Consider the following 25,662-nt stretch of genomic DNA (forward strand, 5'->3'; position numbering starts at 1 on the left):
GCCACGGCCCCGCCCCCGGCGGCGGTGGCCAGGGCGGCGGCGAGCACCGGCCGGACGGCGTCCCCGCGGCGCACCGGCGTCACCAGGACGTCGATGCTGCCGCCGCAGGTCAGGCCGACGGCGAACGGGTCCCCGTCGGCGTCGCCGAAGTGCTGCAGCACGCTCTCGCCGGTCACCAGCGCCTCCTGGCACAGCTGGTGGACGGTGGCCTCCACGCAGCCGCCGGAGACGCTGCCGAGCGCGGTGCCCGCGGCGTCGACGGCGAGGGCCGTGCCGGGCGGCCGCGGGGCGGAGCCGCTGACGTGCACGACCGTCGCCACGGCGAAGTCGCGTCCTTCGGTGCACCACCGGTGCAGATCGGCGGCGATGTCCAGCACGGTCGGGTCAACTCCTCTCAGTCGACGATGTGTTCGGGACGGACCGGGACCCGGGTGAGGGCCTTCCCGGTGGCCTGCCGGACGGCGGCCACCACGGCCGGGGTGGAGGACAGCGTCGGCGCCTCGCCCACCCCGCGCAGGCCGTACGGGGCGTGCGGGTCGGCCAGTTCCAGGACGTCGACCGGCACGGCCGGCGCGTCCAGCAGGGTCGGCACCAGGTAGTCGGTGAAGGAGGGGTTGAGCACCCGCGCGGTCGCCGGATCGACCCGGACCTCCTCCATCAGCGCGATGCCGAGGCCCTGGACGGTGCCGCCCTGGATCTGGCCGGCCACCGAGAGCGGGTTGAGCGCCCGGCCGACGTCCTGGGCGCAGGCCAGTTCGACCACCTTGACCAGGCCGAGTTCCACGTCCACGTCGACCACCGCGCGGTGCGCGGCGAAGGAGTACTGGACGTGGCCGAAGCCCTGGCCGGTGACCGGGTCGAAGGGCTCGGTCGGCCGGTGGCGGAACTCGAGTTCGAGGTCGATCGGCTCCTCGCCCTCCAGCACCTCCGCCAGGGTGGCGAGGACCTCGCCGTCCCCGGTGACGACCTTGCCGCCGTCGAGCTGCAGCCCGGCGCCGCCCCAGGCCGGGCGGTCCCCGCCGAACCTGCGCCGGCCGGCCGCGAACACGTGCTCGCGGACGGCCCCGCAGGTGTTCTTCACCGCGCCGCCGGTCATGTAGGTCTGCCGGGAGGCGGAGGTGGAGCCGGCCGAGCCGACGGCGGTGTCGGCGGGGTGGACGGTGACCTGCTCGACGCCGAGCTCGGTGCGGGCGATCTGGGCGTGCACGGTGACGCCGCCCTGGCCGACCTCGGCCATCGCGGTGTGCACGGTGGCGACCGGCTCGCCGTCGATGACCTCCAGTCGGATCCGGGCGGTGGAGTAGTCGTCGAAGCCCTCGGAGAAGCCGACGTTCTTGATGCCGACGGCGTAGCCGATGCCGCGGACGATGCCCTCGCCGTGCGAGGTGTTGGACAGCCCGCCCGGCAGGTCGCGGACGTCCGGGTCCTCCGGGTCGAGCGGCGGCGGCAGCGGCAGGTCCCGGACCCGGCGCAGCAGTTCGGCGACCGGCGCGGGGGAGTCGACCCGCTGGCCGGTCGGCATCAGGTCGCCCTGGCGCATCGCGTTGATCCGGCGGAACTCCACCGGGTCCATGCCGAGTTCGGCGGCGAGCTTGTCCATCTGCGCCTCGTAGGCGAAGCAGGCCTGCACCGCGCCGAAGCCGCGCATCGCGCCGCAGGGCGGGTTGTTGGTGTAGAGGCCGACGGCCTCGATCTCCACGTCGTCGACCCGGTAGGGCCCGATGCCGAGCGAGGCGGCGTTGCCGACGACGGCGGCGGTGGAGGAGGCGTAGGCGCCGCCGTCCAGCACGATCCGGCACCGGACGTGGGTCAACCTCCCGTCGCGGGTGGCGCCGTGCTCGTAGTGGAGCCTCGCCGGGTGGCGGTGGGCGTGCCCGAGGAAGGACTCCTCGCGGGAGTACACGATCTTGACGGGCCGGCCGGTGCGCAGCGCCAGCAGGCAGGCGTGGATCTGCATCGACAGGTCCTCGCGGCCGCCGAACGCACCGCCGACGCCGGCCAGCGTCAGGCGCACCTTCTCCTCCGGCAGGCCGAGGACGGGTGCGATCTGCCGCCGGTCCGAGTGCAGCCACTGGGTGGCCACGTACAGGTCGACGCCGCCGTCCCCGGCGGGCACCGCGAGGCCGGACTCCGGGCCGAGGAACGCCTGGTCCTGCATGCCGAACACGTAGTCGCCGGTCACCACGACGTCGGCCCGCCGGGCCGCCGCGGCCACGTCGCCGCGGACGATCGGCTGGCGGTGCAGGACGTTCGGGTGCGGGGCGCGCCGCGCATGGCGGTCGTCCCGGTCCGGGTGGAGGACGGCCGCGTCCGGTGCGAGGGCGGACGCCTCGTCCGTGACGACCGGGAGCTGCCGGTACTCGACCCTGATCAGCGCGGCGGCGCGCCGTGCGGTCTCCGGGTGGTCGGCGGCCACCAGGGCCACCGGCTCGCCGTGGTGGCGGACCACGCCGTCGGCGAGCACCGGGGTGTCGGCGATCTCCAGCCCGTACCGCTTCTGCGCGGCCGGCAGGTCGTCGTGGGTGAGGACGGCGTGCACACCCGGCAGCGCGAGCGCCGCGGAGACGTCCACGGACAGGATCCGGGCGTGCGCGTGCGGGCTGCGCAGGGCCTGCCCCCAGAGCATGTCCCGGTGCGACAGGTCGGAGGAGTAGGCGAAGGCACCGGTGACCTTCGGGGTGCCGTCGGGGCGGCGGACGGACTCGCCGATGCCGCCCCGGGCGGCGGAGGGGCCGGGACCGGCGGGGGAGGGGCCCGACGTCGTCGGTGTGCGGGTGTCCATGCCTCAGACCGCCTCCCGGCGCCGGGCGGCCGCCAGGCGGACCGCGTCCATGATCTTCTCGTAGCCGGTGCAGCGGCAGAGGTTGCCCGCGAGCGCCTCGCGGACGTCGGCGTCGCTCGGGTCCGCGTCGCGCTCCAGCAGCTCGTCGGCGGCCACCAGCAGGCCGGGCGTGCAGAAGCCGCACTGGACGGCCCCGGCGTCGAGGAAGGCCCGCTGGACGGCGGCCGGCCCGTCCGCCGTGGCCAGGCCCTCGACCGTGCGGACCTCGCGGTCCTGCGCCTGGCCGGCCGCGACCAGGCAGGCACAGACCGGGACGCCGTCCAGGCGCACCGTGCAGGAGCCGCACTCGCCCTGCTCGCAGGCGTTCTTGGAGCCCGGCAGGCCCATCCGCTCGCGCAGCACGTACAGCAGGCTCTCGCCCTCCCACACCCCGTCGGCCGTCCGCCGGACGCCGTTGACGGTGAAACCCACCCGCATCATGCGACTCCCTCCGCGTCCTTGCGGTACGCCTCCCAGGCCCACAGGAAGGTCCGGCGGGCCATCACCCCGACGGCGTGCCGGCGGTGGCCGGCGGTGCCGCGGACGTCGTCGATCGGACTGCAGGCACCGGCCGCGAGCGCCGCGAACCGCTTCGCCACCGAGGGCGGGACGGGCCCGCGGCTCTCCCACAGGCCGCCCTCCGCCAGGGCGTCCGCGAGGAACGCCTCGGCCTCCGCCGCCCGCCGCGGGGTCGGGGCGGCCGAGCCGATGCCGGTGCGCACCGTCCCGGTGCCGGGGTGCAGCGCGAGCCCGAAGGAGCAGACCGCGATGACCATCGCGTTGCGGGTGCCGACCTTGGAGAACTGCTGCGGGCCGGTCGCCCGCCCGATGTGCACCCGCCTGATCAGCTCGTCCGGCAGCAGCGCATTGCGCTTGACGCCCGTGTAGAACGCGTCGATCGGGATGCGGCGGGCGCCGCGCACCGACTCCACCTCGACCTCCGCCCCGGCGGCCAGCAGCGCCGGATGGGCGTCACCGGCCGGGGAGGCGGTGCCGAGGTTGCCGCCGACCCCGCCGCGGTTGCGGATCTGCGGCGAGGCGACGGCGCGGGAGGCCAGCGCCAGGCCCGGCAGCTCCCGGCCCAGCTCCGCGACGATCCGGGCGTACGGCACGCCGGCGCCGAGCCGGACCTCCCGCTCGCCGACCTCCCACTCGGACAGTTCGCCGATCCGGCTCAGGTCCAGCAGGTGCCCGGGCCGGCGGCGGCCGAGGTTGATCTCCACCATCACGTCGGTGCCGCCCGCGAGCGGCACGGCCGCCGGGTGCTCGGCCTTGGCGGCGAGCGCCTCCTCCCAGCAGCCGGGGCGGATGAACTCCATGGGACTCCCTCTCGAATCGTTCCCGGACCGGGCGGACCGCCCGGGGGCGGCAGGCAGGCCCGGGTCAGCGGGGCAGGCCGGGGGCCGCCCCGGCGACCGGGACGGGCAGGTCGGGCGAGAAGCAGCCGTCGAGGGCGTCCAGCGAGGGCACGTCCCTGATCAACGAGCGGTCCGCGGCGGTCATCATCCGCTCGCCCACCGCCAGGTCGAGCCAGGCCAGCAGACCGTCGAAGAACCCGCCGTGGTTGACGACGAACACCGGCTTGCTGTGCAGGCCGAGCTTGGCCCAGGTGGCGATCTCCATCAGCTCGTCGGCCGTGCCGAGCCCGCCCGGCAGGACGACGAAGGCGTCCGACAGCTGGTACATCAGCGCCTTGCGCTCGTGCATGGTGGCGACCACCATCAGCTCCACGCCCGGCGGCTGACGCCCCTCCAGGCTCAGCAGGTGGTGCGGCACCACCCCGGTGACGTACGAGCCGGTGAGCAGCGCACCCTCGGCCACCGCACCCATCAGCCCCGTCCCGCCGCCGCCGTACACCAGGCCGACCCTGCGGCGGCCCAGCCAGCGGCCGGTCTCCCGGGCGAGGTCGAGGTACTCCTGCCTGGCCGGCCGCGCGCCGCAGAACACGCCCACCCTCCGGAAGCCGGTCATCGTGCCTCCGAGTGGACGGGAACGGCGTGCGAACGCGAGGACTCCAGCTCCACCAGCAGGTCGAGCAGCACCTGGGCGCCCAGGATCAGGTCGTCCTTCGGGGTCTGCTCCACCGGCGAGTGGCTGATGCCGGCCGTGCTGGGGACGAAGATCATGCCGGTGGGCACCCGGGAGCTCAGCGCGGAGGCGTCGTGCCCCGCGTAGCTCATCAGGCGGGCCGCCGTCGGGTCGTGCCGCACGCACACCTCGTGGATGCGGTCGACGTAGCCGTCCTCGAAGCGCACCACGGGCTTGTGCGACAGCTGGGACACCTCCACCGAGCAGCCCTGCTCGGTGCCGATCCGGCGGACGAGCGCGCGGGTGCGCTCGACCGCCCGCAGCAGCGACAGCTCCGACTCGGCCCGGAACTCCACCGTCAGGTGCGCCTCCCCGGGCACCACGTTCGGCGCCCCGGGGTACAGCTGCATCGCGCCGACGTTGACCACCATCGACTCGTCGACCTCGTTCGCGGTCTCCCACAGGTGCGCCGCGATCTTCGCCACGGCGCGGCCCGCGTCGGCGCGGACGTTCATCGGCGTCGTCCCGGCGTGGTTGGCCTGCCCCCGGACGACCACCAGGTACCGGTCGATCCCGACGATGCCCTCCACCGCCGCCAGCGTGCTGCGCCGGCTCTCCAGCCGGGGGCCCTGCTCGACGTGGAGTTCGACGAACCCGGTGATCTCGTCGATGTGCCCGGACTCCACCAGCGTGCCGGAGCCGACCAGTCCGCCGTTGGACGTCGGCAGGACGCCCTCCTCGTCCCAGAAGCCGACCGTCTCGACCGCGGCGGCCGCCGGATGGCCGGCCTCGTGCAGGGTGCGCAGCACCTCGACGGCCGCGATGGCGCCGTACGCGCCGTCCAGCCGGCCGCCGACCGGCACCGTGTCGGTGTGCGAGCCGGTCAGCAGCCACGGGCCGCGCGATCCGGGCTGGCGCCCGAACACGTTGCCGACCTCGTCCGTCCAGGCGTGCAGCCCGGCGGCGGTGATCCGGTCGGCCAGCCAGACCCGGGAGGCCAGGTCGGCGGGCGACCCCGCGACCCGGTCCACCCCGCCGTCCTCCCGCCCGCCGAAGGTGGCGAGCATGTCCAGGTCGTCGAGGAGTCGACGCCCGGAGATCTTCGGTGAGTTCACGACACTGGCTCCCATCAGCTCAGCACGTTGCCGTCGCCCGGCCGCAGGCCGCGGGTCCGCCGGTGGTCGATGTGGACGAACGCCCGCTGCAGCCAGCGGTCCCGGCCGTCGTAGCGCGGCACGAAGGCCGACCGGCCGTGCAGGGTCACCCGGTTGTCCACCACCACCAGGTCGCCCGCGCCGAGGACGAGGTCCGTCTGCACGGCCTCGACGGCCCGCCGCAGCCCGGCCAGCGCCGTGGCGGCCCCGGCGTCCAGCGGATGGGTGTTGGCGAAGTCGACGCGGACGTCCGGGTCCTCCTCCGCGCCGCTCAGCACGGCGTGCACCGGGTCCCGGCCGGCCGCGAAGGACGGCGGCGGGGTGGAGCGGAAGCGGGGCTCGGCGAGGACGCGCCGGTGCTCCGGCCCGACCAGCGGCAGGGCCTGGCGGATCGAGGCGACCCGCAGCCCGGCCCGGTCGTCGTGGTCGTTGCGCAGGCACAGCAGCGACACGAAGTCCGGCCGGTGGTCCAGGTGCACGTTCTCCACGTGCATCTGGAGCGGCTGGGAGCCCGCGTTGCTCTGCTCGAACTCCTGGCCGGGGACGGGCACCACGTTCTGCAGCAGCGCCCCCGACTTCTCCTGCCGGAAGGCGACGATCTCGCCGAGCTGCATCACGCACAGCGCCAGCAGGGTGGCCGAGGCGGTCGCTTTGCGCTCGACCGAGCCGGCCTCGGCCGGCGTCGGCCCTTCGGGCCTGACCGGCAGTCCGGCGATCCGCAGGCAGCCGTTGGGCCCCGGGTCGCTGCGGAAGCGGCGCAACTCCTCCAGCACGCGGGCCGGCAGCCGGCAGGAGCGGTCGCGGGCGGCGGCCAGCCACGTCGGGTGGTCCACCAGCCGCGGTGGGACGGCGGAGAGGTGCTCGACGAGCCGCTCGATGTCCGCGCGTTCGGCGCCGTCCAGGACGAGAGCGCCCGGTTCGGCATGGATGTCCAGACTTACAGCCACTGTCTTTCTGCCCTCTCTTGGTCTGCTTGAGCAAGGCGGGCCGGCGGCGGGGCAGTTCCCCCCGCCGGCCCGGTGGGCGGCGCGTCAGGCCGCGGAATCGTCTTCAAAGGCGATTGGGGGGCAGCCACAGGGGGCGCGTGGGGGCCCCTGAATCAACCACCCGACTGCCCTTGGAAGACATGCCCTAGGGCCTTCTGCCCAGGTACCCGGTGAGGTGCATGTAGCGGTGGATGCCGTTCATCCACGCGAGGTCGCGGTCGGCGCGGGCCGCCTGCCCGGTGATCCGGGCGACGGCCTCGCCCCCGGCCGCTCCGTTCACCGCGACGGCGAGGCCGCTGCCCGTGCGCAGGTCGACGGCGGCCATCGCGACCGTGCCCTTGGTCGACCCGGAGTGCCCGAACCAGCGGCCCTGGCGGTCCGTCATCATGCCGAGCCCGTAGTCGAAGTCGGCGTGCCCGGTGAGCGCGGCGCGGGCCAGGGCGGTGCCGAGCACCCCCGGGCCCAGGCCCAGTGCCTCCGCCCGGACCGACAGCAGCAGCCGGGCGAGGTCCGCCGGGGTGGTCCACAGTCCGCCGGCGGCCGCCTCCGGGGTGATCCGCAGGCCGCCGTCGAGCGGCCGGCCGTCGGCGTCGTGGCCCAGGGCGACCGGCACCGCGGCGTGGTCCGGTAGGTCCTGGGCGAAGCTGCTGTCCGCGAGCCCGAGCGGCCCGAGGACGAGCCGCCGGGCCAGCTCGGCGAAGGGCTCCCCGGTGAGGTCGGCCAGCACCTGCTGCAGCACCGAGAAGTTGGTGGCCGAGTAGCTGGTCAGCCCGGCGAACAGCGGGTCCACCCGGAGCGCAGGCCGTCCGGCGACCGCCGTGCCGTCCAGCACCGCGTCCAGGGCGGGCACCGGTTCCGCGGGGTGGAAGTCGGCGAAGCCGGCGATCGGCAGCCCGGCGCTGTGGCTGAGCAGCTGACGGACGGTCACCTTCGCGGGCGCGCCGTGCACGTCCCGGATGCGCAGGGCGTGCAGGTACTCCGCGACGTCCGTGTCCAGGTCGAGCCGCCCCTCGGCGGCCAGGGCGAGGGCGACCACCGCCGAGGTGGGCTTGCTCATCGAGCCCACCTGGAAGGGCGTCCGGTCACCGACCGGGTCCGCCGCACCGGCCCGGACGACCCCGAGCTGCCAGGTGTCCACGACCTCCCCGCCGTCGACCACGGCGACGCTCACCCCGGGGATCGCCCGGTCGGCCAGCAGCTCCCGCAGGCCGTCGTCCGGCCGCACCGAGAGCCGGCCCCGGCCGCGCCCGCGGGCCGGCCGCGCCGTCCAGTCCCGGCCGGTCGACGGGCCGTCCGCCGCGGCGGCGTCGGGCGCCGCGGCGAGCTCCGCCACCGTCTGGTGGCTCATCGCCATCCGCGGCGTCAGGTCCAGCCCGGTCAGCTTCGCCTGGGCGACCATCCGGACGACCGTGATCGAGTCGCCGCCGAGCCGGGTGAACTCGTCGTGCACGCCGATCGCGTCGTTGCCGAGCACCTGGGCCCAGATCGCGGTCAGCACCAGCTCCGTCGTGCTGCGCGGCGGCACGAACTCCGCCGCCCGCTCCGCCGCCCCGGCCTCCTCCGGCGCCGGCAGCGCCTTCCGGTCGACCTTGTTCGCCGAACTCAGCGGCAGCTCGTCGAGCCGGACGAAGACCGCCGGCACCATGTACTCGGGCAGCGCCGCGGACAGGTGCGCCCGCAGGGCGGACGGCGCCGGCCGGGCCCCGGGGACGGCCACCACGTACCCCACCAGCCGCCGGACGCCCGGCACGTCCTCGCGGGCCGCGACCACCGCCTCGGCGACCTCCGGGTGGGTGAGCAGCACCGCCTCGATCTCGCCGAGCTCGACCCGGTAGCCGCGGATCTTGACCTGGTGGTCGATCCGGCCGAGGAACTCCAGCTCGCCGTCGGGGCGGCGGCGCGCCAGGTCGCCCGTCCGGTAGAACCGGGCGCCCGGGGCGGACGCGTACGGGTCCGGCAGGAAGCGCTCCGCCGTCAGCGCCGCCCGGCCCAGGTAGCCGCGGGCCACGCCGGCGCCGCCGATGTACAGCTCGCCGGCCACCCCGACCGGCACCGGCTGGAGCGCGGCGTCCAGCACGTACATCCGGATGTTGGCGATCGGGTGGCCGATCGGCACCGGCACGGACGGGTCGAAGTCCTCCGGGACGACGTGGACCGAACAGCCCACCACCGTCTCGGTCGGACCGTACTCGTTGATGATCCGGGCGCCCGGGGCGGTCTTCCGCCAGGCCACCACCGTCTCCGGTTTCACCTCGTCGGCACCCACCACGAAGGTCCGCACCGAGTCGACCGTCCCCTCGGGGCCGATCAGCGAGCGCAGCACGTCCAGGTGCGCCGGGGTGATCTTCAGCAGGCTGTAGTCGGCCGTGCCGCCCAGCAGCGCGGCGAGCGACTCGGGGCTCTGCTCCGGCGGCAGCACCGTCACGCTGCGCCCGCCGATCAGCGGCAGGAAGAAGTTCGGCACGGACAGGTCGAAGGCGACCGAGCCGAGCATCACCGCCCCGTCGGCGCCGTCCAGACCGTAGCCGTCGACCGCCCAGAGCAGATAGTTCACCAGCCCCTCGTGGGTGATCAGCACGCCCTTCGGCCGCCCGGTCGAGCCGGAGGTGTACAGGGTGTACACCAGGTTGGCCGGCGTCAGCTCCCGGCCGGGCGCGGTGGCCGGAGCGGAGGCGATCCGCCGCGCGTCGCCGTCCACGGACAGCACGGTGCCCGCGTACGCCGCGAACCGCTGCCGCAGCGAGTCCCGGGTGACCAGCACGCCCGCCGCGGTGTCGTCGAGGATGAAGCCGGAGCGGTCCGCGGGGTGGGCGGGGTCGATCGGCACGTAGGCGCCGCCGGCCTTCGCCACCGCCAGCAGGGCCGTGAGGATCTCGGTGCCCTCGCGCAGGCAGACGGCGACGAAGCGCTCCGGGCCGACGCCGAGCTCCACCAGGACGCGCGCCAGGCGGTTGACCCGCTCGTCGAGCTCCCGGAAGGAGAGCGTGGAGCCGTCGGTTTCCACCACCGCGACCGCGTCCGGGGTGCGGCGGACCTGCGCCTCGAAGAGGTCGGGCAGCGTGGTCGCCGGGTAGGCGGCGTCCGTCCGGTTGGGCGCCACCAGCACCAGCTCGCGCTCGCCCTCCGGCAGGTGCGCGGCCGTCGCGTCGCCCTCCGGGTCGGCGACCATCGCCTCCAGCACCGCGCGGTACATCGCGCCCAGGCGCTCCCGGTTCTCCGTGGAGACGTCCTGCGGACGGCTGATCAGCGCCAGCAGCCCGGGGTGCGAGGTCACCGACAGGCCGAACTCGTTCGGGCTGTCGTCGATGCTGGTCTCGACGTCGATGAGCTCGGTGTCGAGGACGTGGAAGTCGAGGTAGTTGAAGTACACGTCGGCGAGCCGCTGGCCGCCGGCGAACTCCCGCTGCATCTGGCCGAGCGGGAACCGGCGGTGCGGCCAGAGGCCGATCTCCGTCTCGAAGACCTGCCGGACCAGCTCCGTCCAGGTGCGCGCACCCCGCCGGAACGGGAACGGCACCGTGTTGATGTACAGGCCGTACACCCGGTCGGCGCCGGCCACCTCGGGCCGGGTGTCGCACACCAGGCCGCAGGAGAAGGCCTCCTCGCCGGTGAGCATGCTCATCACCTTCAGGTGCGCGGCGTGCATCACGCTCTTCAGCGGCACGTCGGCGCGGGCCGCCAGCGCCCGCAGCCCCTCCTGCAGGTCCGCGAAGCGGACGTAGGTCTGCTGGATCGAACCCGGCGGCTCGGTGGTCGAACCCCAGGCACCGGGCAGCGTGAACTTCGGGTGCGCGGCCACCGACGCCCGCCAGTGCTCGCGGGACGCCTCCGAGGCGAGCGCCGTGCGCTCCAGCGCCACGAAGTCCGCGAAGCGCACCTCCGGCAGCGGCTGCGGCTCGGGCGCCGAGCCCGCCGCCAGCTCCCGGTAGCGGTCCAGCACCTCCATGATCATCGAGCTGAAGCTCCAGCCCTCCAGGATCGGGTGGAACTCGGTGAAGGTCAGCCACCAGCCGCCCCGGTAGCTGCGGGTGAAGAACCGCAGCAGCGGCGGCCGGTCCAGCTCGAACGGCCGGTCGCGCTCCCGGGCCATCAGCGCCCGCAGCTCCGCCTCCTGCTCCTGCGGGGCGAGACCGGAGACGTCGACGCTGTCCACCGCGATCCGGGCGTCCGGGTGCACCAGCTGGATCGGCTCGGAGTAGCCGTCGAGGTCGATCGAGGTGCGCAGGATCTCGTGCCGGTCCACCACGTGGTCCACCGCCGCCTGGAACGCCGCGGCGGAGAAGGGCCTCGGGTCGCGGATCCGGAACGAGGTGACGTTGTGGTAGTTGCCCTCGCCGCCCGCCGCGTGCATCTCGAACAGCATGCCCAACTGGACGTGGCTGAGCGGGTACGCGTCGCGGACTCCCTCCGGCACGCGCCGGCGGTCCGCCTCGGAGAGCAGCTCGAACGGGGCCACCAGCGGGGCGTCCAGCCGCCCGCGGCTGCGCCCGCCGAGCGCGGCGGCGAGCCGGGCGACCGTGCGGTGCCGGAACACGTCCCGGACGGCGACGTCGAAGCCGGCCGCCCGCAGCGCGCCGACCAGGGCCACCGCGCGGATGGAGTCGCCGCCCAGCTCGAAGAAGCTGTCGTGCGCGCCCACCGCCTCCGTCTTGAGGACCGTCCGCAGGTGCTCCGCGAGTTCGGCCTCGACGCCCGGCCGCGGTGCGGTGAACTCCGTGGTCAGCCGGGACCGGCGGCCCGGCGCGGGCAGCGCACGGTGGTCGGTCTTGCCGTTGCTGGTGAGCGGGATCTCCGCCAGGTGGACGACGGCGGAGGGGACCATCCAGGCGGGCAGCCGCTCGGCCAGGAAGGCCGTCAGGTCGGCGCCGCGGTCGTCGGCCACCACGTAGGCGACCAGTTCGGTGCCGGACGGGCCGTCCGTCCGGCCGACGACCACCGAGGCCCGGACGGCCGGGTGCTCGTCGAGGACGTTCTGCACCTCGCCGGGCTCGACCCGGTATCCGCGGATCTTGACCTGGGTGTCGCACCGGCCGACGAACTCCATCTCCCCGCCGGGCAGCATCCGGGCGAGGTCGCCCGTCCGGTAGAGCCGCCCGCCCGGCACGGCCGAGAACGGGTCCGGGACGAACTTCCCGGCGGTCTGCCCGGGCCGGCCGCGGTAGCCGCGGGCCACCCCGGTGCCGCCCACGTACACCTCGCCGACCACGCCCGTCGCCACCGGCCGCAGGCCCCCGTCCAGCACGTAGGCGGTGGTGTTGGGGATCGGGGCGCCGAGCGGGACGAGCTCGGTGGTGATCGGGCCGGTCACCTCCTGGCAGGAGTTGCCGACGGTGATCTCGGTCGGGCCGTACTCGGAGGCCAGGCGCGCGCCGTCGACCCGCCAGCGGTCCACCAGGGCACTGGTGAAGCTGTCGCCGGCCGCGATCACCGTCGCCGCCACCGAACGGCGCTGCCCGGCGTCCAACTGGCCCGCCAGCACCTCCAGATGGCCGGGGGCCAGCTTGAGGAAGCTCAGCGGGCCGGCCGCCAGCAGCAGCCGGCCGAGGTCGGCGAGGTCGAAGTCCGCGGGGAGCAGGGTGACCGGGCGGCCGAGCATCAGCGCCGTCCACAGGTTCGGCACCACCAGGTCGAAGGCGACCGAGGAGAACAGCGCCGTGCCGCCCGGTGCCTGCGCGTACGCCTCGGCGCTCCACGACAGGTAGTTGGAGAGGCCGCGGTGGGTGGTCTCGACGCCCTTGGGGCGGCCGGTCGTCCCGGAGGTGTAGATGACGTAGGCCAGGTTGTCCGGGTCGACCACCACGCCCGGGTCGGTGGCCGGGAGGCCGTCCAGGCGCACGGCGTCCACCAGGACGGCCGTCCGGCCCTCGGCGGCCGGCAGCGCGCCGGCCCGCGCCGTACTGGTGAGGACCAGCGCCACCCCGGCGTCGGCGAGCACGTGCGCCGTCCGCTCCGCCGGGTGCGCGGGATCGACCGGCACGTACGCGGCACCGGACTTCAGCACCGCGAGCAGCGCGACCACCAGGTCCTGGCCGCGGTCGAGGTGGACGCCGACCGTGGTCTCCGGGCCCGCGCCGAGCGCGATCAGGTGCCGGGCCAGCCGGTTGGCCCGCCCGTCGAGCTCGCCGAAGGTCAGCCGGCTCCCGTCGGCGGCGACGACGGCGACCGCGGCCGGGTCCTGCGCCGCGACCAGCGTGTGCACCGCCGCCGGGCCGCGCTCCACCGCGTTGTCGTTGGGCACGGTGACGAACCGGCGCAGCTCGTCGGCGGTGAGGTACTCCAGGGCCGCGACCGGGGTCTTCGGCGCCTGCACCGCACTCGCCAGCAGCCGCAGGAAGTGCGCGGCGATCCTCTCCGCGGTGGCGGCGTCGAACAGCTCGGACGAGTACTCCAGCACGGCGTCCAGCGGGCCGGCCGGGGCGTCGACGACCTGCAGGTTGAGGTCGAACTTGGCGGTGGTCCAGGCGGTTTCGACCGCCTCCGCCCGCACCCCGGGCAGCTCGGGGCCGCTCGCGCCGGTGTTCTGGTAGCCGAACATGACCTGCACCAGCGGGGTGCGGGACAGGTCCCGCTCCGGGTCCAGCTCGTTCACCAGCCACTCGAAGGGCAGCTCCTGGTGGTCGAAGGCGTCGAGGACGGCGAGCCGGTTGTCCTGCAGCAGCTCCGCGAAGCCCTGCTGCCCGGACCACCGCGCCCGCATCACCACGGTGTTGACGAAGAAGCCGATCAGGTCCTGCAGTTCGGGCCGCTGCCGGTTGCCGACCGGCACGCCGACCGCGACGTCGCTGCGCCCGGTGTACCGGCCCAGCAGGGCCTGGAAGGCGGTCAGCAGCACGGCGAACGGGGTGGTGCCGTGCTCCAGGGCGAGCGCGCGGACGCCGTCGGCGGTGTCCGCGGGGACGGCGAACCGGCAGGCCCCGCCGGCGGGGCCGCGCACGTCCGGCCGGGGCCGGTCCGCGGGCAGCTCCAGCGGGACGACCCCGGCCAGCCGCTCCGTCCAGTACGCGGTGGCGGCGGCCGCCCGGCCCTCGTCGAAGCGCTGCCGCTGCCAGGCGGCGTACTCGGCGTACTGCACCGGCAGTTCGGGCAGCGCGGCGGCGCCCGTCCCGGTCTCCTCGCGGTAGAACGCGCTCAGCTCCGACCAGAACACCGGCTCCGACCAGCCGTCGAAGGCGATGTGGTGGAACACCGCGACCAGCAGGTGCCGGTCGGCGGCCGTGCGCAGCAGCCGGATGCGGGCGACGGCGCCCCCGGAGAGCGGCAGCGGCCGGGCGGCGAGCCGTTCGGCCAGCTCCTGCGCCGCCCGCTCCGGGTCCTCGGCGGCGGCCAGGTCGGTCAGTTCGAGCCGCGGGCCGTCGGGGGCGATCCACTGGACGGGCTCGTCCCCGGTCGCCCGGTAGCGCGTCCGCAGCACCAGGTGCCGCTCCACGAGCCGGTCCCAGGCGCGGCCCAGGGCCGCCGCGTCGAGCGGGCCCGTCAGCCGCAGCACGATCGGCACCAGGTTGTCGGTGGCGCTCTCGTCGTACCGGTCCAGGAACCAGAGCCGGCGCTGGCCGAAGGAGAGCGGCAGCTCGGCCGAGAGGTCGAGGCGGGGGACGGCCGTGCGGGAGCGCCGGGCACCCGCCAGCCGTTGCCGCAGCAGCGACTGCCGCCGGTCGTCGATCTCAGTGCTCATCTCGGTCCTCTTCGTCCGATGTGGTCAGCCGGGTCAGTTCGGCGTCGGACATCTCGGCGATGTCCGCCCTGATCCGCTCCTCGACGAGCCGGGCGAGGCCGGCGACGGTGGGGTGCTCGAACACGCTGCGCAGCGGCAGCCGGACCCCGTAGTCGGCCTCGACCGCGGCGACGAGCCGGGAGGCGAGTACGGAGTCGCCGCCGAGCTGGAAGAACGTCCGGTGCAGCTCGGGCAGCACGTCGTAGCCCAGCAGGTCGCTCCAGAGCCCGGCCAGGCCCTCCGCCAGCTCGCTCAGCGGGCCGGTGCTGTGCTCCGCCGCCTCCTCGGGCGGGGCCGGCAGCGCCGCGTGGTCGACCTTGCCGTTGGCGTTCAGCGGGATCCGGTCGAGCAGCACCAGCGCGGCGGGCACCATCGGTGCGGGCAGCCGCAGCGCGCAGTGCTCCAGCAGCTCGGCCGGGACGGGCTCGTGGCCGTCCGCCGGGACGACCCAGGCGACCAGCCGGCCGGTGGCGCCCTTGGTGTCGACCCGCACCAGCGCGTCGGCGACCTCGGGGCGCTCGGTCAGCACGGCGGTGATCTCGCCCGGTTCGATCCGGTGGCCGCGCAGCTTGATCTGCTCGTCCAGGCGCCCCAGGAACTCGACGTTCCCGTCGGGGAGCAGCCGGGCCCGGTCGCCCGTCCGGTACAGGCGCCGGCCGGGTTCGGCGGAGAACGGGTCGGGCACGAAGACCGCCGCGGTCAGCCCCGGGCGGTTGCGGTAGCCGCGGGCCACGCCGGTGCCGCCGATGTGGAGTTCGCCGGGCACGCCGACCGGGCACGGGTTCCCGTGGCCGTCGAGCACCCACATGGTGGTGTTGGGGACGGGGGTGCCGATGGGCAGCACCTCCGGGTGGCCGCCGCCGGTGATCCGGTAGGTGGAGTTCGCCACCGAGATCTCGGTCGGGCCGTACTCGTTGAGCAGGCGCGGTCCGTCCGGCCCGGCCTTGGCGAGCCACCGCTCCAGCACCGGCACCGGGAAGGAGTCGGCGCCGACGGCGAGCACGCCCGCCAGGCCCGCGGCCTGCTCGGGGGTGAGCTGGGCGCTCAGCAGGTCGAGGTGGCCGGGCGTCAGTTTGACGAAGGAGTAGGGCGCGCCCGCGGCCAGCAGCCGGCCCAGCTCGGACGGGTCGAAGTGCGGCGGCAGCAGCCGGACGGGCTCGCCGGTGACCAGGGCGGTGTAGAGGTCGGGCACCACCATGTCGTAGGCGGTCGACGAGAACAGCGGGGTGCCGCCGGGGCGCGAGCCCGCGTAGTCCTCGACCGTCCACATCAGGTAGTTGAGCAGGCCGCGGTGGTCGACCATGACGCCCTTGGGGCGGCCGGTCGAGCCGGAGGTGTAGATCACGTAGGCGAGCGCGTCCAGGTCGGCCGGGGCGGCCTCGAAGGGCGGCTGCGCGGCGAGTCGGGCCCGCTCCCCGGGATCGTCGAGCAGCAGCGGCACCGCGGGCCGCAGCACGCCGGCCCGGGCGCGGTCGGTGATCACGCAGCGGGCGCCGGAGTCGTCCAGCATGTACCGCAGCCGCTCGGCCGGGAAGTCCGGGTCCAGCGGTACGTACGCCGCGCCGGCCTTCCACACCGCGAGGAAGGACACCACCAGGTCGGTGCCGCGGTCGAGGCAGACGCCGACGACCGACTCCGGTCCGACGCCGAGGCCGCGCAGCCGCGAGGCGAGCCGGTCGCTGCGGTCGGCCAGCTCGGCGTAGCTCAGCCCGCCCGCGTCCGAGAGCAGCGCGGGAGCGTCCGGGGTCTTCGCGGCCTGGACGGCGAACAGCTCGTGCACGGCGAGCTCCGGGCGGGCCGCGTCGGCCCCGCGGCCCGCCGCCAGGACCGCCCGGAGCTCGTCCGGGGGCAGCAGCGGCAGCTCGTGCAGCCGGGCCTGCGGGTCGGCCGCGACGCCCGCCAGCAGCTGCCGGAAGTGCCCGGCCAGCCGGCGCACGGTCTCCGCGTCGAAGAGCGCGGTCGAGTACTCCAGCACGGCCAGGCAGGAGCGGTCGGGCTGGATCTGCACGACCAGGTTCAGGTCGGCCTTCGAGCCCGTCCAGGCGTCGAGCAGCATCCCGGTGTCGGTCCTGCCGCCGTCGACCGAGGTGACCCCGTCGTCGTGCAGGTCGAAGAGCACCTGGGCCAGCAGGTTGCGGGACTGGTCCCGCTCCGGGGCCAGTTCGCGCACCAGGTGGGCGAACGGCACCTCCTGCGCCCCCTGGGCCTGTGAGACCGTCTGCCGCACCCGCTCCAGCAGCTCGGTGAAGGCCGGGTCGCCGGCGGCGTCGCAGCGCATCACCACGGTGTTGAGGAAGCAGCCGAGCACCCCGGCGACCTCCTCGCGCAGCCGGCCGGCCAGCGGCGTGCCGATCGGGATGTCGCCCTGCCCGCAGTACCGGGCCAGCAGGGCGGCGTACGCGGCCAGCAGCGTCGCGTACGGGGTCGCCCCCCGCTGCCAGCCCGCCTCCAGCACCGGGCGCATGACGGCGGCGGGGATCTCGAACTCGAACGCGGCGCCGCGGGTGTCCCGGATCGGCGGCCGGGGCCGGTCGGTCGGCAGGTCGAGCGTCGGCAGGCCGGCCAGCTGCCGCCGCCAGTAGGCGAGCTGCTCGTCGAGCGCGCCGCCGTCGACCCGCTCGCGCTGCCACACCGCGAAGTCCGCGTACTGCACGGACATGTCCGGCAGCAGGGGCTCGCGGCGGTCCTTGCGGGCCGAGATCAGCTCGTCCAGCTCGCGGCGGAGCACGACCATCGACCAGCCGTCGGAGGCGATGTGGTGGAAGGTCAGCAGCAGCGCGTCGGTGCCGTCCGACACCCGGGCCAGCATGGCCCGCCAGACCGGCCCCTCGGCGAGGTCGAACCCGGCGGCCGTCTCGCGGCGCACCGCCTCCGGCAGCTGCGCCTCGGTCACCTCGACCACGGACGGCCGGACCGGCCGGTCCTTGTCGACGATCTGGCAGAGGCTGCCGTTGACCGACGCGTAGCGGGTGCGCAGGATCTCGTGCCGGGCGGCGAGGTCGCGCAGCGCGCCCTCGACGACCACGGTCGGGATGCCGTTCTCCGGCAGCCGGATCATGATCGGCATGGTGTACTCGCCGCTGCCCGGGTTCATCCGGTCCAGCACCCACAGGTCCTGCTGGGCGTACGACAGCGGCAGCGGCCGGTCCCGCGGCACCGGCTCGACCGCCGACACCGGCGAAGCCTGCGCCCGGGCGCCGGCGATCAGCAGGCTCTGCCCGGCCGGGGTCGGCGCGCCGAACAGCTCGCGCACCTGCAGCGGCAGCCCGGAGAGCTTGCGCAGCCGCATCGCCACCCGGAGCAGCAGCAGCGAGTAGCCGCCGAGCTGGAAGAAGTTGTCGTCCAGGCCGATCCGCCCGACGCCGAGGACCTCCTGCCAGATCTCGGTGACCTGGACCTCCTCGGGCGTCCGCGGCGCCCGGTACGGCGCCCGGCGGGGGTCGGCGTCGACGGTGAGCGCCGTCCGGTCGACCTTGCCGTTCGCGGTCAGCGGCAGTTCGTCGACCGGCTGGAAGACCGACGGCAGGTGCGAGTCGGGCAGGTGCGCGCGCAGGTGGCCGCGCAGCTCCTCGTGGCCGGCGGAGCCCTTCACGAACGCCACCAGCTGCTGCCCGCCCACCCGGTCGGGCGCCACCGTGACGGCCGCCGCCTCCACCAGGGGGTGCGCGGTCAGCAGCGCCTCGATGCCCTCGGGCTCGATCCGCACCCCGCTGAGCTTGATCTGGTTGTCGATCCGCCCGGCGAACTCCAGCTCGCCGCGCAGGTTCGTCCGCGCCCGGTCGCCCGTCCGGTACAGCCGGGCACCGGGCGGGCCGTCCGGATCCGGCCGGAACCGGTCCGCGGTCAGGCCCGGCGCCCCGAGGTAGCCGCGGCCCACGCACACCCCGCCGAGGTGGATCTCGCCGCTCTCCGCGCGGTGGCCGTCCTCGTCGAGCAGGACGATCCGGACGTTGTCGATCGGCCCGCCCAGCGGCACCCCGCCCGGGCCCTGCGCCGGGTCGTACGGGTGGTCGGTGACGCCGATCGCGCACTCCGCCGGCCCGTACACGTTCCGCACCCGGACACCCAGCACGGACAGCGCGCGGGCGCACAGGTCACCCGTCAGCATCTCGCCCGCCGAGGTGAGCCAGCGCAGGTCGCCGACCCCGGCGGCCTCCGGCTGCTCCAGCAGCACCTGCAGCACGGAGGGGACGAGCTCCAGCGCGGTGATCCGCTCCTCGCGCAGCAGCTCGACCAGCGCCACCGGGTCCCGCTCCAGACCGTCCGGGGCGAGCACCAGGGTCGCGCCGCAGACCAGCGGCAGGAAGACCTGGAAGACCACCGGGTCGAAGCCGAGACCGGTCGCCGACAGCAGCCGGTCGCCGGGGCCGACACCGTGCCGGCGGACCGCGTCCGCCAGCCGGTTCGCCAGGCCCGCCTGGGTGTTGACCACCCCCTTGGGCGCACCCGTCGACCCCGAGGTGAAGGCGACGTACGCCGCGTTGTCGGGGTACAGCTCCGCGGGCGCCGCGACGGGCCCGTCGGCCACCGGCCCCTCGTCCGGCCGCACCCGCGACCACGGACCGGGGACCGGCTCCTCGCAGACCAGCGCGAGGGCACGGGCCGTGCCGAGCATCCCCGCCCGGCGCTCCGCCGGGTGCTCCGGGTCGAGCAGCAGGAAGGCGCCGCCGGCGGTGGCCACGGCCAGCATGGCCACCACCAGCCGGACGGACCGCGGCAGTTGGATGCCGACCATCGCCTCCGGGCCCACCCCGAGTTCACTGAGCCGCGCTGCCAGGGCCCGCACCCTCTCGCCGGTCTCGCGGTAGCTCAGGGCCTCGGCCCCGTCGCTGACGGCCACGGCGTCCGGCGTCAGGGCGACCTGACGCCAGAACAGCTCGGGCAGCAGCAGCTCCGCGGTGTGCGGGACGCCCGGCACGGCGGCACGGACGGTCATGAGCCGACTTCCTGCGCCATGCGCAGACGGAGGCTCAGCGGACGCATGTCCGTCCAGATCTCCTCGATGTGCGCGAGGCACGCCTCCCGGGTGCCGCTGACGCCCTCGGCCGTCCAGCCCGCGGGCAGGTCACGGCCGGCCGGCCAGATGGAGTACTGGAGCTCGTGGTTGACCACGACCTGGTAGAGCGCGGAATTCGACTCGGACACTTTCTGCTCCTACGGTCGGACGGCGGGAACGCCTTGGGCGAGCAAATCGAGGTCGAGGGTCATGCAGCGGATGCCGCCGCCGCCCTTGGTGAACTGGTCGATCGGGGTCACGACCGGCTCGAAGCCCCACGCCTCGAGCCGGCGGCCGATCCGCGCGGGGCACGCGGACATCACGACCGAGGTGCCGATGACCACCGAGTTCACGCAGAAGGTCAGCGCCTCCTGCTCGGTCACCACCAGCGGTTCGGGGACGAGGTCCAGCAGCCGGCGGCGGCTCTCCCCGTCCCACGCCCCCGGGAACACCAGCGCCCGCCGGTCGTCCAGCGGACAGACCGACATGTCCAGGTGGTAGAACCGGGGGTCCACCAGGCGCACCGGCACCACCTCGCGGCCGAAGGCCGCGGCGAGACCGGCGTGCGCCTGCACCGTGCTGCGCATCCCGTGCCCGGCGAGCAGCCGCTCCCCGAACGCCAGCACGTCACCGCCCTCCAGCCGGGCGGCCGAATCCCAGGTCGCGGTGCGGATCTCCTGCCAGCCGTTGCCGGTCAGCCACTCGGCGGCCAACCGTGCCTCGCCGCCCCGCTCGGGCCGGCTGAACCGCGACCGCAGGAACCGGCCGCCGCTGACCACGGCGGTGTCGGTCGGGAACACCATGTCCGGCCAGTCGGGGTCGGACGGTGCGGTGTGCACCACCCCGCCCGCCCCGCGCAGCGCCGCACCGAGCGCCTCCCACTCCGCCCTGGCGAGCTCCGGGCTCGGCTGCGAACCGGTGGCCATCCACGGGTTGATCTCGAACTCGATCCGGAAGTGCTCCGGATCGCGCAGCAGGAACGGCCGCGCCACCGCCTGCGGGATCATGCCACCACCCGCGAGCGCGCACTGCTCCGCAACTCCCGCGACTTGCGCAGGTCCCGGGCGACGACGACCTTCTTCAGCCAGCGGTCCGTCCCGTCGTACCGCGCCTCGAACGGCCGCCGGCCGTGCACCGCCCGGTAGTTGTCGACGAAGGCGACCTCGCCCGGGTCGAGCACCAGGTCCTCCAGGTCCGCCTCCAGCGCGGCCACCACGCACTTCAGCGCGTGCGTCGCGTCCGGGTCCCCGGGGACGGCGTCCATGAAGTACGGGTCGATCCGCAGGTACGGCTCGGTGCGGCTGCCGAACAGCACCGGCACCGGGCTGGTGCGCGCCGCGATGTCGTGCACGCTGCTGCCCGCCGGGCCGGTGCGCAGGTGCTCGGTGTCCGGCCGGATCAGGAACCGCGGCTGCTGCAGCACCTCCGTCACCTCGGCCGGCAGCGCGAGGCTCCCGACGCCGGCGAAGGTGGTCGCCACCCCCGTCGGGTTCCGCAGCGCCATCAGCCCGAGGTAGTCGCAGCGGAACGGGTGGAAGCCGTCCTCGGTGTGCCACTCCAGCAGGTCGGAACTGCCGTGCCCGCTCTGCGCCGTCTCCTCGCCGCGGACGGGCAGCACGTCGTGGATGATCCGGCCGGACTGCAGCGTCGACCACCCGAACGGCTCGCCGAGCAGCGCCGCGAGCAGCACGAAGAAGACCTCCTCCCGCACGGTCGAGGACGGCTCCGGCTGCTGCGACCAGTGCGGGGGAGTCGGGCCGATCGCGTCGTCGTCCACCGGCAGCCCGCTGACCACCACGCCTGCGGTGGTCTCGTGCAGCTCGAACGACCGCAGGAAGTCCACCAGGCCGTCCGGGAGCCCGGTCGCCAGGCTCGCCGCGTGGAACAGGAAGTCCGTGTCGGAGGCGGTGGCGAACTGCTTCCGCACCCGGGCCACCAGGCGCTCGATCCGCTCCAGTTCGCCGCCGTCGACCCGGTAGACACCCACGTCCCGGGGAAATTTCTTGGAGTTCATCAGTGCCCGCTTTCTCGGCGGGCGGACCGGCTGGTCCGCCATTCGTTCTGCGGTACCAAACTCGCCGAGCCGGACCGGCGGAACCATCCGCCCCGGGAGTGGAATCGGCCCCGGCATCCGCCGCGCGGCGGATGCCGGCGGCCCCGGCGCACCACCGCCTCCCCCGCGCGGCGGAGAGCGCCCCGGAAAGCCGACGCCCGGCCGGTACACCCGCACCGCGGACACCCCGGACGATGACGGCAGTCGGCCCGAACCCGGAGAGGAACCCCGCATGAGGACAGAGGATCTGCTGCCGTTCTGGGAGAACGACCTCCCCGGTCTCCCGGTCTTCTGCCTGCCGCACGCAGGGGCCGGTGCGGGTGCCTTCCGCACCCTGGCCCGCGACCTGCGCCCGGCCGTCAACCTCCAGCCGGTGCAGCTGCCGGGCCGCGAGAACCTCGTCGCGCTGCCCCTGGTCGACGACGCCCGGCAGCTCGTCGACTGGCTCGGCCCGCGCCTGCTGCCCCGGCTCGACCGGCCCTTCGTCCTGGCCGGCCACAGCATGGGCTCCCTGATCGCCGCCGAGCTGACCGCCTGGCTGGAGCGCAACGGCGGGCCCGCCCCCGAGCTGCTCGTCGTCTCCGCCTACGCGGGCGACTTCCGGCACAACCGGATGGCCGCCCGCGACCGGACCGACCAGGAACTGGCCGAGGTCCTCACCGAGTTGGGCGGCACCGCACCGGAGGTCCTGCAGAACGAGGAGATGCTCTCCTTCATCCTGGAGACCATCCGCAACGACCTCCGGCTCGTCCGCGGCTACCGGCCCACCTACGACACGGTGAACGTCCCGATCCTCGCCCTCGGCGGCACCGACGACCCCGACGCGGACGAGGAGGCACTCACCACCTGGCGCAACCGCACCACCGCCGGCAGCCGGGTCGAGATCCTCCCCGGCGGCCACTTCGCCGTCTTCGAGAACCCCGGCACCGTCGCCGCCCTGATCGCGGAACGCCCGGGGACACCCGAGCAGACCCTCCTCGACGTGCTGCGCCACCACCTCGGCGACGACGGCATCACCCCGGACGACGACTTCTACGCCGCCGGCGGCGACTCGCTGATCGCCCTCGCCGTCGTCGGCGATCTCAAGGAACGCGGCCTCGACCTCCCCCTGCGCGGCCTCCTCACCGCCTCCACCGTCGCCGAACTCGTCCCGCTCCTCACCCCGGCCGCCGCACCCGAACCCACCCACCGGCCGTTCGACGGACTCGGCCCCGCCGACCGCGCCCTGCTGCCCGCCGGCCTGCAGGACGCCTACCCCGCCTCCACCCTCCAGGTCGGGCTGATCTACCTCTGCGAACTCGCCGGCGACCCCAGCCTCTACAACGACCTCGTCGGCCTGCGCGTCAACGCGCCCTTCGACGAGGAGCGGTTCCGCGCCGCGCTCGGCGCGCTCACCCGGCGCCACCCGCTGCTGCGCAGCTCCTTCGACCTCGCCACCTACTCCACCGCCGTGCAGCTCGTCCACCCCGAGGTCACCGTCCCGGTGGAGATCGAGACCGGCGACGGCGAGGCACTCGTCCGGGCCTTCCGCGAACGCCACCTCGCCACCGGCATCGACTGCGGCACACCCCCCGCCTTCCGCATCCACATCGCCCGCGAACCCGAGGCCTTCCGGCTCACCCTGGCCATCCACCACGCCGTCATCGACGGCTGGAGCATGGCCCAGCTGATGGTCGAACTGCTCACCTGCTACGACGCCGAACTGGCCGGCCGCACCCCGCAGCTGCCCGCCGTACCGGCGGACGGCCACCGGCAGTTCGTCGCCCTGGAGGCGGCCGCCGCGGAGTCCGCACCGTTCTGGGAGGCCGAGGCCGACGTGCCACCGCTGCTCCTGCCCGACCGCCCCGACGGCGCCGTCCCCGACCCGGTCGCGACCCGCCACCTCCCGCTCGACCCGGCGGACGTCGCCCGTCTGGAGGCCGCCGCCGAACACGCCGGCGTCCCGCTGAAGAGCCTGCTGCTCTCCCTGCACCTGCGGGCCCTCGCCCTCGCCACCGGCCGCGACCGCGACCTGGTGACCGGCCTGGTGGCCAACGGCAGGCCCGAGGTGCCCGGATCCGCCGCACTGATCGGGCTCTTCCTCAACACCGTCCCGCTGCGGCTGCGGTCCGTCGAGGGCGACTGGGCCGAACTCGCCGGGCGGACCTGGGAGGCCGAACAGCGCCTGCTCGCCCACCGGCGCCACCCGCTCTCGGCGATCGAACAGGGCCTCGGCCGGCCCGCCTTCGACGTCTCCTTCAACTTCACCCACTTCCACCCGTACCGGCAGGTCGACGACCTGAGGTTCAAGGTCGACGAGTGGTGGTCCTACGACAAGGCCAGCTTCCCGCTCGGCGTCGACGCGATGATCGACGCACCCGACCTGGGCAGCGGGGTGCTGGTCGCGCACGACCCCGCGCTCGTCCCCGGCACCCTGGTCGACCGGTACGTCGACGCCCTCGGCGCCGCGCTCGCCACCGTCGCGGCGCCCGGCCGGCCGGGGGAGGCCCGATGACCGTCCTGACCCGGCACACCGGCAGCGACCCCCGGCAGGAGCCCGCCCCCGAGCCCGCCCCCGACGTCGACCTCGACACGGTGGACCTCGACACGGTGGACCTCTTCGACCCCGGCCTGCACGCCGACGGCGACCCGCACCGGATCTGGGCACACCTGCGCCGGGCCGCACCGCTGCACCGCCAGACCCTGCCCGACGGCCGGAACTTCGCCTCGGTCACCCGCTACCACGACGTCCGCCGGGTCCTCAGCGACTCCCGCGCGTTCACCTCGGAGCGCGGCAGCCTGCTCGACCAGCTCGGCCACGGCGACGAGGCCGCCGGCCAGATGATGGTCTCCACCGACCCGCCCGACCACGCCGCACTGCGCCGCCCGCTCCAGCACGCCCTGCAGCGCAACGCCCTGGAGGCCGCCCGGCCCCGCATCCGGGCCGCCGCCCGCGCCGTCCTCGCCCCGGCCGCCGACGGCCGGCCCTTCGACCTGGTCACCGCCGCCCTGGACTTCCCGATGACGTTCACCGGGGCGCTCATGGGCATCCCGGAGCAGGACTGGCCCGACCTCGTCCGGTGGACCTCGATGGCCGCGTCCCCCGAGGACCCCGGCTTCCAGATCCGCAACCGGCACGCCACCCTGGCCATCGCCCACCACGAGCTCTTCTCCTACTTCACCGAGCAGACCGCCGCCCGGCCGGACGGCAGCGGCGACCTGCTCGACCTGCTGGCCGGACTCGGCAGCCGGGCGAAGACCGTCTACAACTGCTACAGCCTGCTGCTCGGCGCCAACGCCACCACCCCGCACGCCTTCACCGGCACCGTCCTCGCCCTGCTGGAGCACCCCGACCAGCTCGCCGAGGCCCGCCGGCACCCCGAACTCGTCCCCTCGCTGGTCGAAGAGGGCCTGCGCTGGACCTCCCCCGCCAGCAGCTTCTTGCGGCACGCCGTCGAGGACGTGGAACTGGAGGGCGGCGTGCTGCGCAAGGGCGAGGCGGTCGCCGCCTGGGTCGGCTCGGCCAACCGCGACGAGACCGTCTTCCAGGAGGCCGCCCGCTTCGACCTGCGGCGCACCGGCAACCGCCACATCACCTTCGGCGCCGGCGCCCACTACTGCCTCGGCGCGATCCTGGCGAGGATCGCCCTGAACGAGCTGTTCACCGAACTCCTCGGCCGGCTGGAACACCTCGAACCGGCCGGCCCCGTCCGGCGCCTGCGGTCCAACTTCATCGCCGGCCTGGGCAGCATGCCGGTCGCCATGACACTGCGCCCGACGGGCCCGCAGGGGTGAGCGGCCCCCTCCCATCGGTTGTTCCGAAAGGATGTTGACACCGCGTCGACAGACTGGTTTCGCCCACGGATGAAGCATGCGAGCATTACCCGCGGCTCGTATCGCCACTCACGGTCGCCGTCCGCTCACGAGGCAGGAC

The 25,662-nt window shown here is 74.8% G+C and carries 14 protein-coding genes; 2 read left to right on the forward strand and 12 right to left on the reverse strand.

Going from position 1 to position 25,662, the window contains the following annotated elements; all coding sequences use genetic code 11:
* The 12 genes from ABD353_RS25860 to gntD all read right to left on the reverse strand — a co-directional run.
* Nucleotides 1-377: XdhC family protein (locus tag ABD353_RS25860; RefSeq protein ID WP_344626072.1), on the reverse strand; the 377-nt coding region annotated here is incomplete at its 3' end.
* Between the two features lie 17 nt (nt 378-394).
* Nucleotides 395-2,782, reverse strand: a complete 2,388-nt coding sequence (pucD, locus tag ABD353_RS25865; protein ID WP_344626073.1) for a xanthine dehydrogenase subunit D — start codon at nt 2,780-2,782, stop codon at nt 395-397.
* Between the two features lie 3 nt (nt 2,783-2,785).
* On the reverse strand, nt 2,786-3,259 hold the full coding sequence (locus ABD353_RS25870; protein ID WP_344626103.1) for a (2Fe-2S)-binding protein: 474 nt from the start codon (nt 3,257-3,259) through the stop codon (nt 2,786-2,788).
* Entirely contained in the window at nt 3,259-4,140 is an 882-nt protein-coding gene (locus ABD353_RS25875) for an FAD binding domain-containing protein (protein ID WP_344626074.1), read from the reverse strand. Before ABD353_RS25875 ends, ABD353_RS25870 begins: the two co-directional genes overlap by 1 nt.
* 64 nt (nt 4,141-4,204) lie before the next feature.
* Nucleotides 4,205-4,792, reverse strand: a complete 588-nt coding sequence (locus ABD353_RS25880; protein WP_344626075.1) for an LOG family protein — start codon at nt 4,790-4,792, stop codon at nt 4,205-4,207.
* Nucleotides 4,789-5,964 carry a Zn-dependent hydrolase gene (locus ABD353_RS25885; protein ID WP_344626076.1) on the reverse strand — a complete coding sequence of 392 codons (1,176 nt, stop codon included), beginning with the start codon at nt 5,962-5,964 and terminating at the stop codon, nt 4,789-4,791. Before ABD353_RS25885 ends, ABD353_RS25880 begins: the two co-directional genes overlap by 4 nt.
* 14 nt (nt 5,965-5,978) lie before the next feature.
* Entirely contained in the window at nt 5,979-6,950 is a 972-nt protein-coding gene (locus tag ABD353_RS25890) for a TauD/TfdA family dioxygenase (protein WP_344626077.1), read from the reverse strand.
* A 184-nt stretch (nt 6,951-7,134) separates the two neighbouring features.
* On the reverse strand, nt 7,135-14,661 hold the full coding sequence (locus ABD353_RS25895; RefSeq protein WP_344626078.1) for a non-ribosomal peptide synthetase: 7,527 nt from the start codon (nt 14,659-14,661) through the stop codon (nt 7,135-7,137).
* Nucleotides 14,651-19,636: an amino acid adenylation domain-containing protein gene (locus tag ABD353_RS25900; RefSeq protein ID WP_344626079.1), complete on the reverse strand. Its 4,986-nt coding sequence runs from the start codon at nt 19,634-19,636 to the stop codon at nt 14,651-14,653. The genes ABD353_RS25895 and ABD353_RS25900 overlap by 11 nt, the downstream gene beginning before the upstream one ends.
* On the reverse strand, nt 19,633-19,845 hold the full coding sequence (locus tag ABD353_RS25905) for an MbtH family protein (protein WP_263102138.1): 213 nt from the start codon (nt 19,843-19,845) through the stop codon (nt 19,633-19,635). Before ABD353_RS25905 ends, ABD353_RS25900 begins: the two co-directional genes overlap by 4 nt.
* Before the next feature lie 9 nt (nt 19,846-19,854).
* On the reverse strand, nt 19,855-20,703 hold the full coding sequence (locus ABD353_RS25910; protein ID WP_344626080.1) for a dimethylarginine dimethylaminohydrolase family protein: 849 nt from the start codon (nt 20,701-20,703) through the stop codon (nt 19,855-19,857).
* Entirely contained in the window at nt 20,700-21,752 is a 1,053-nt protein-coding gene (gene gntD / locus ABD353_RS25915; protein WP_344626081.1) for a guanitoxin biosynthesis L-enduracididine beta-hydroxylase GntD, read from the reverse strand. The genes ABD353_RS25910 and gntD overlap by 4 nt, the downstream gene beginning before the upstream one ends.
* 229 nt (nt 21,753-21,981) lie before the next feature.
* Between gntD and ABD353_RS25920 the strand changes: the two genes are divergently transcribed.
* Together ABD353_RS25920 and ABD353_RS25925 are read left to right on the forward strand one after the other, a co-directional pair.
* Nucleotides 21,982-24,243, forward strand: a complete 2,262-nt coding sequence (locus ABD353_RS25920; RefSeq protein ID WP_344626082.1) for an alpha/beta fold hydrolase — start codon at nt 21,982-21,984, stop codon at nt 24,241-24,243.
* On the forward strand, nt 24,240-25,523 hold the full coding sequence (locus ABD353_RS25925) for a cytochrome P450 (RefSeq protein ID WP_344626083.1): 1,284 nt from the start codon (nt 24,240-24,242) through the stop codon (nt 25,521-25,523). Before ABD353_RS25920 ends, ABD353_RS25925 begins: the two co-directional genes overlap by 4 nt.
* The last annotated feature ends 139 nt before the right edge of the window (nt 25,524-25,662 follow it).

It is taken from the genome of Kitasatospora arboriphila (genome assembly GCF_039528095.1).
GTDB classification, from domain to species: Bacteria; Actinomycetota; Actinomycetes; order Streptomycetales; family Streptomycetaceae; genus Kitasatospora; species Kitasatospora arboriphila.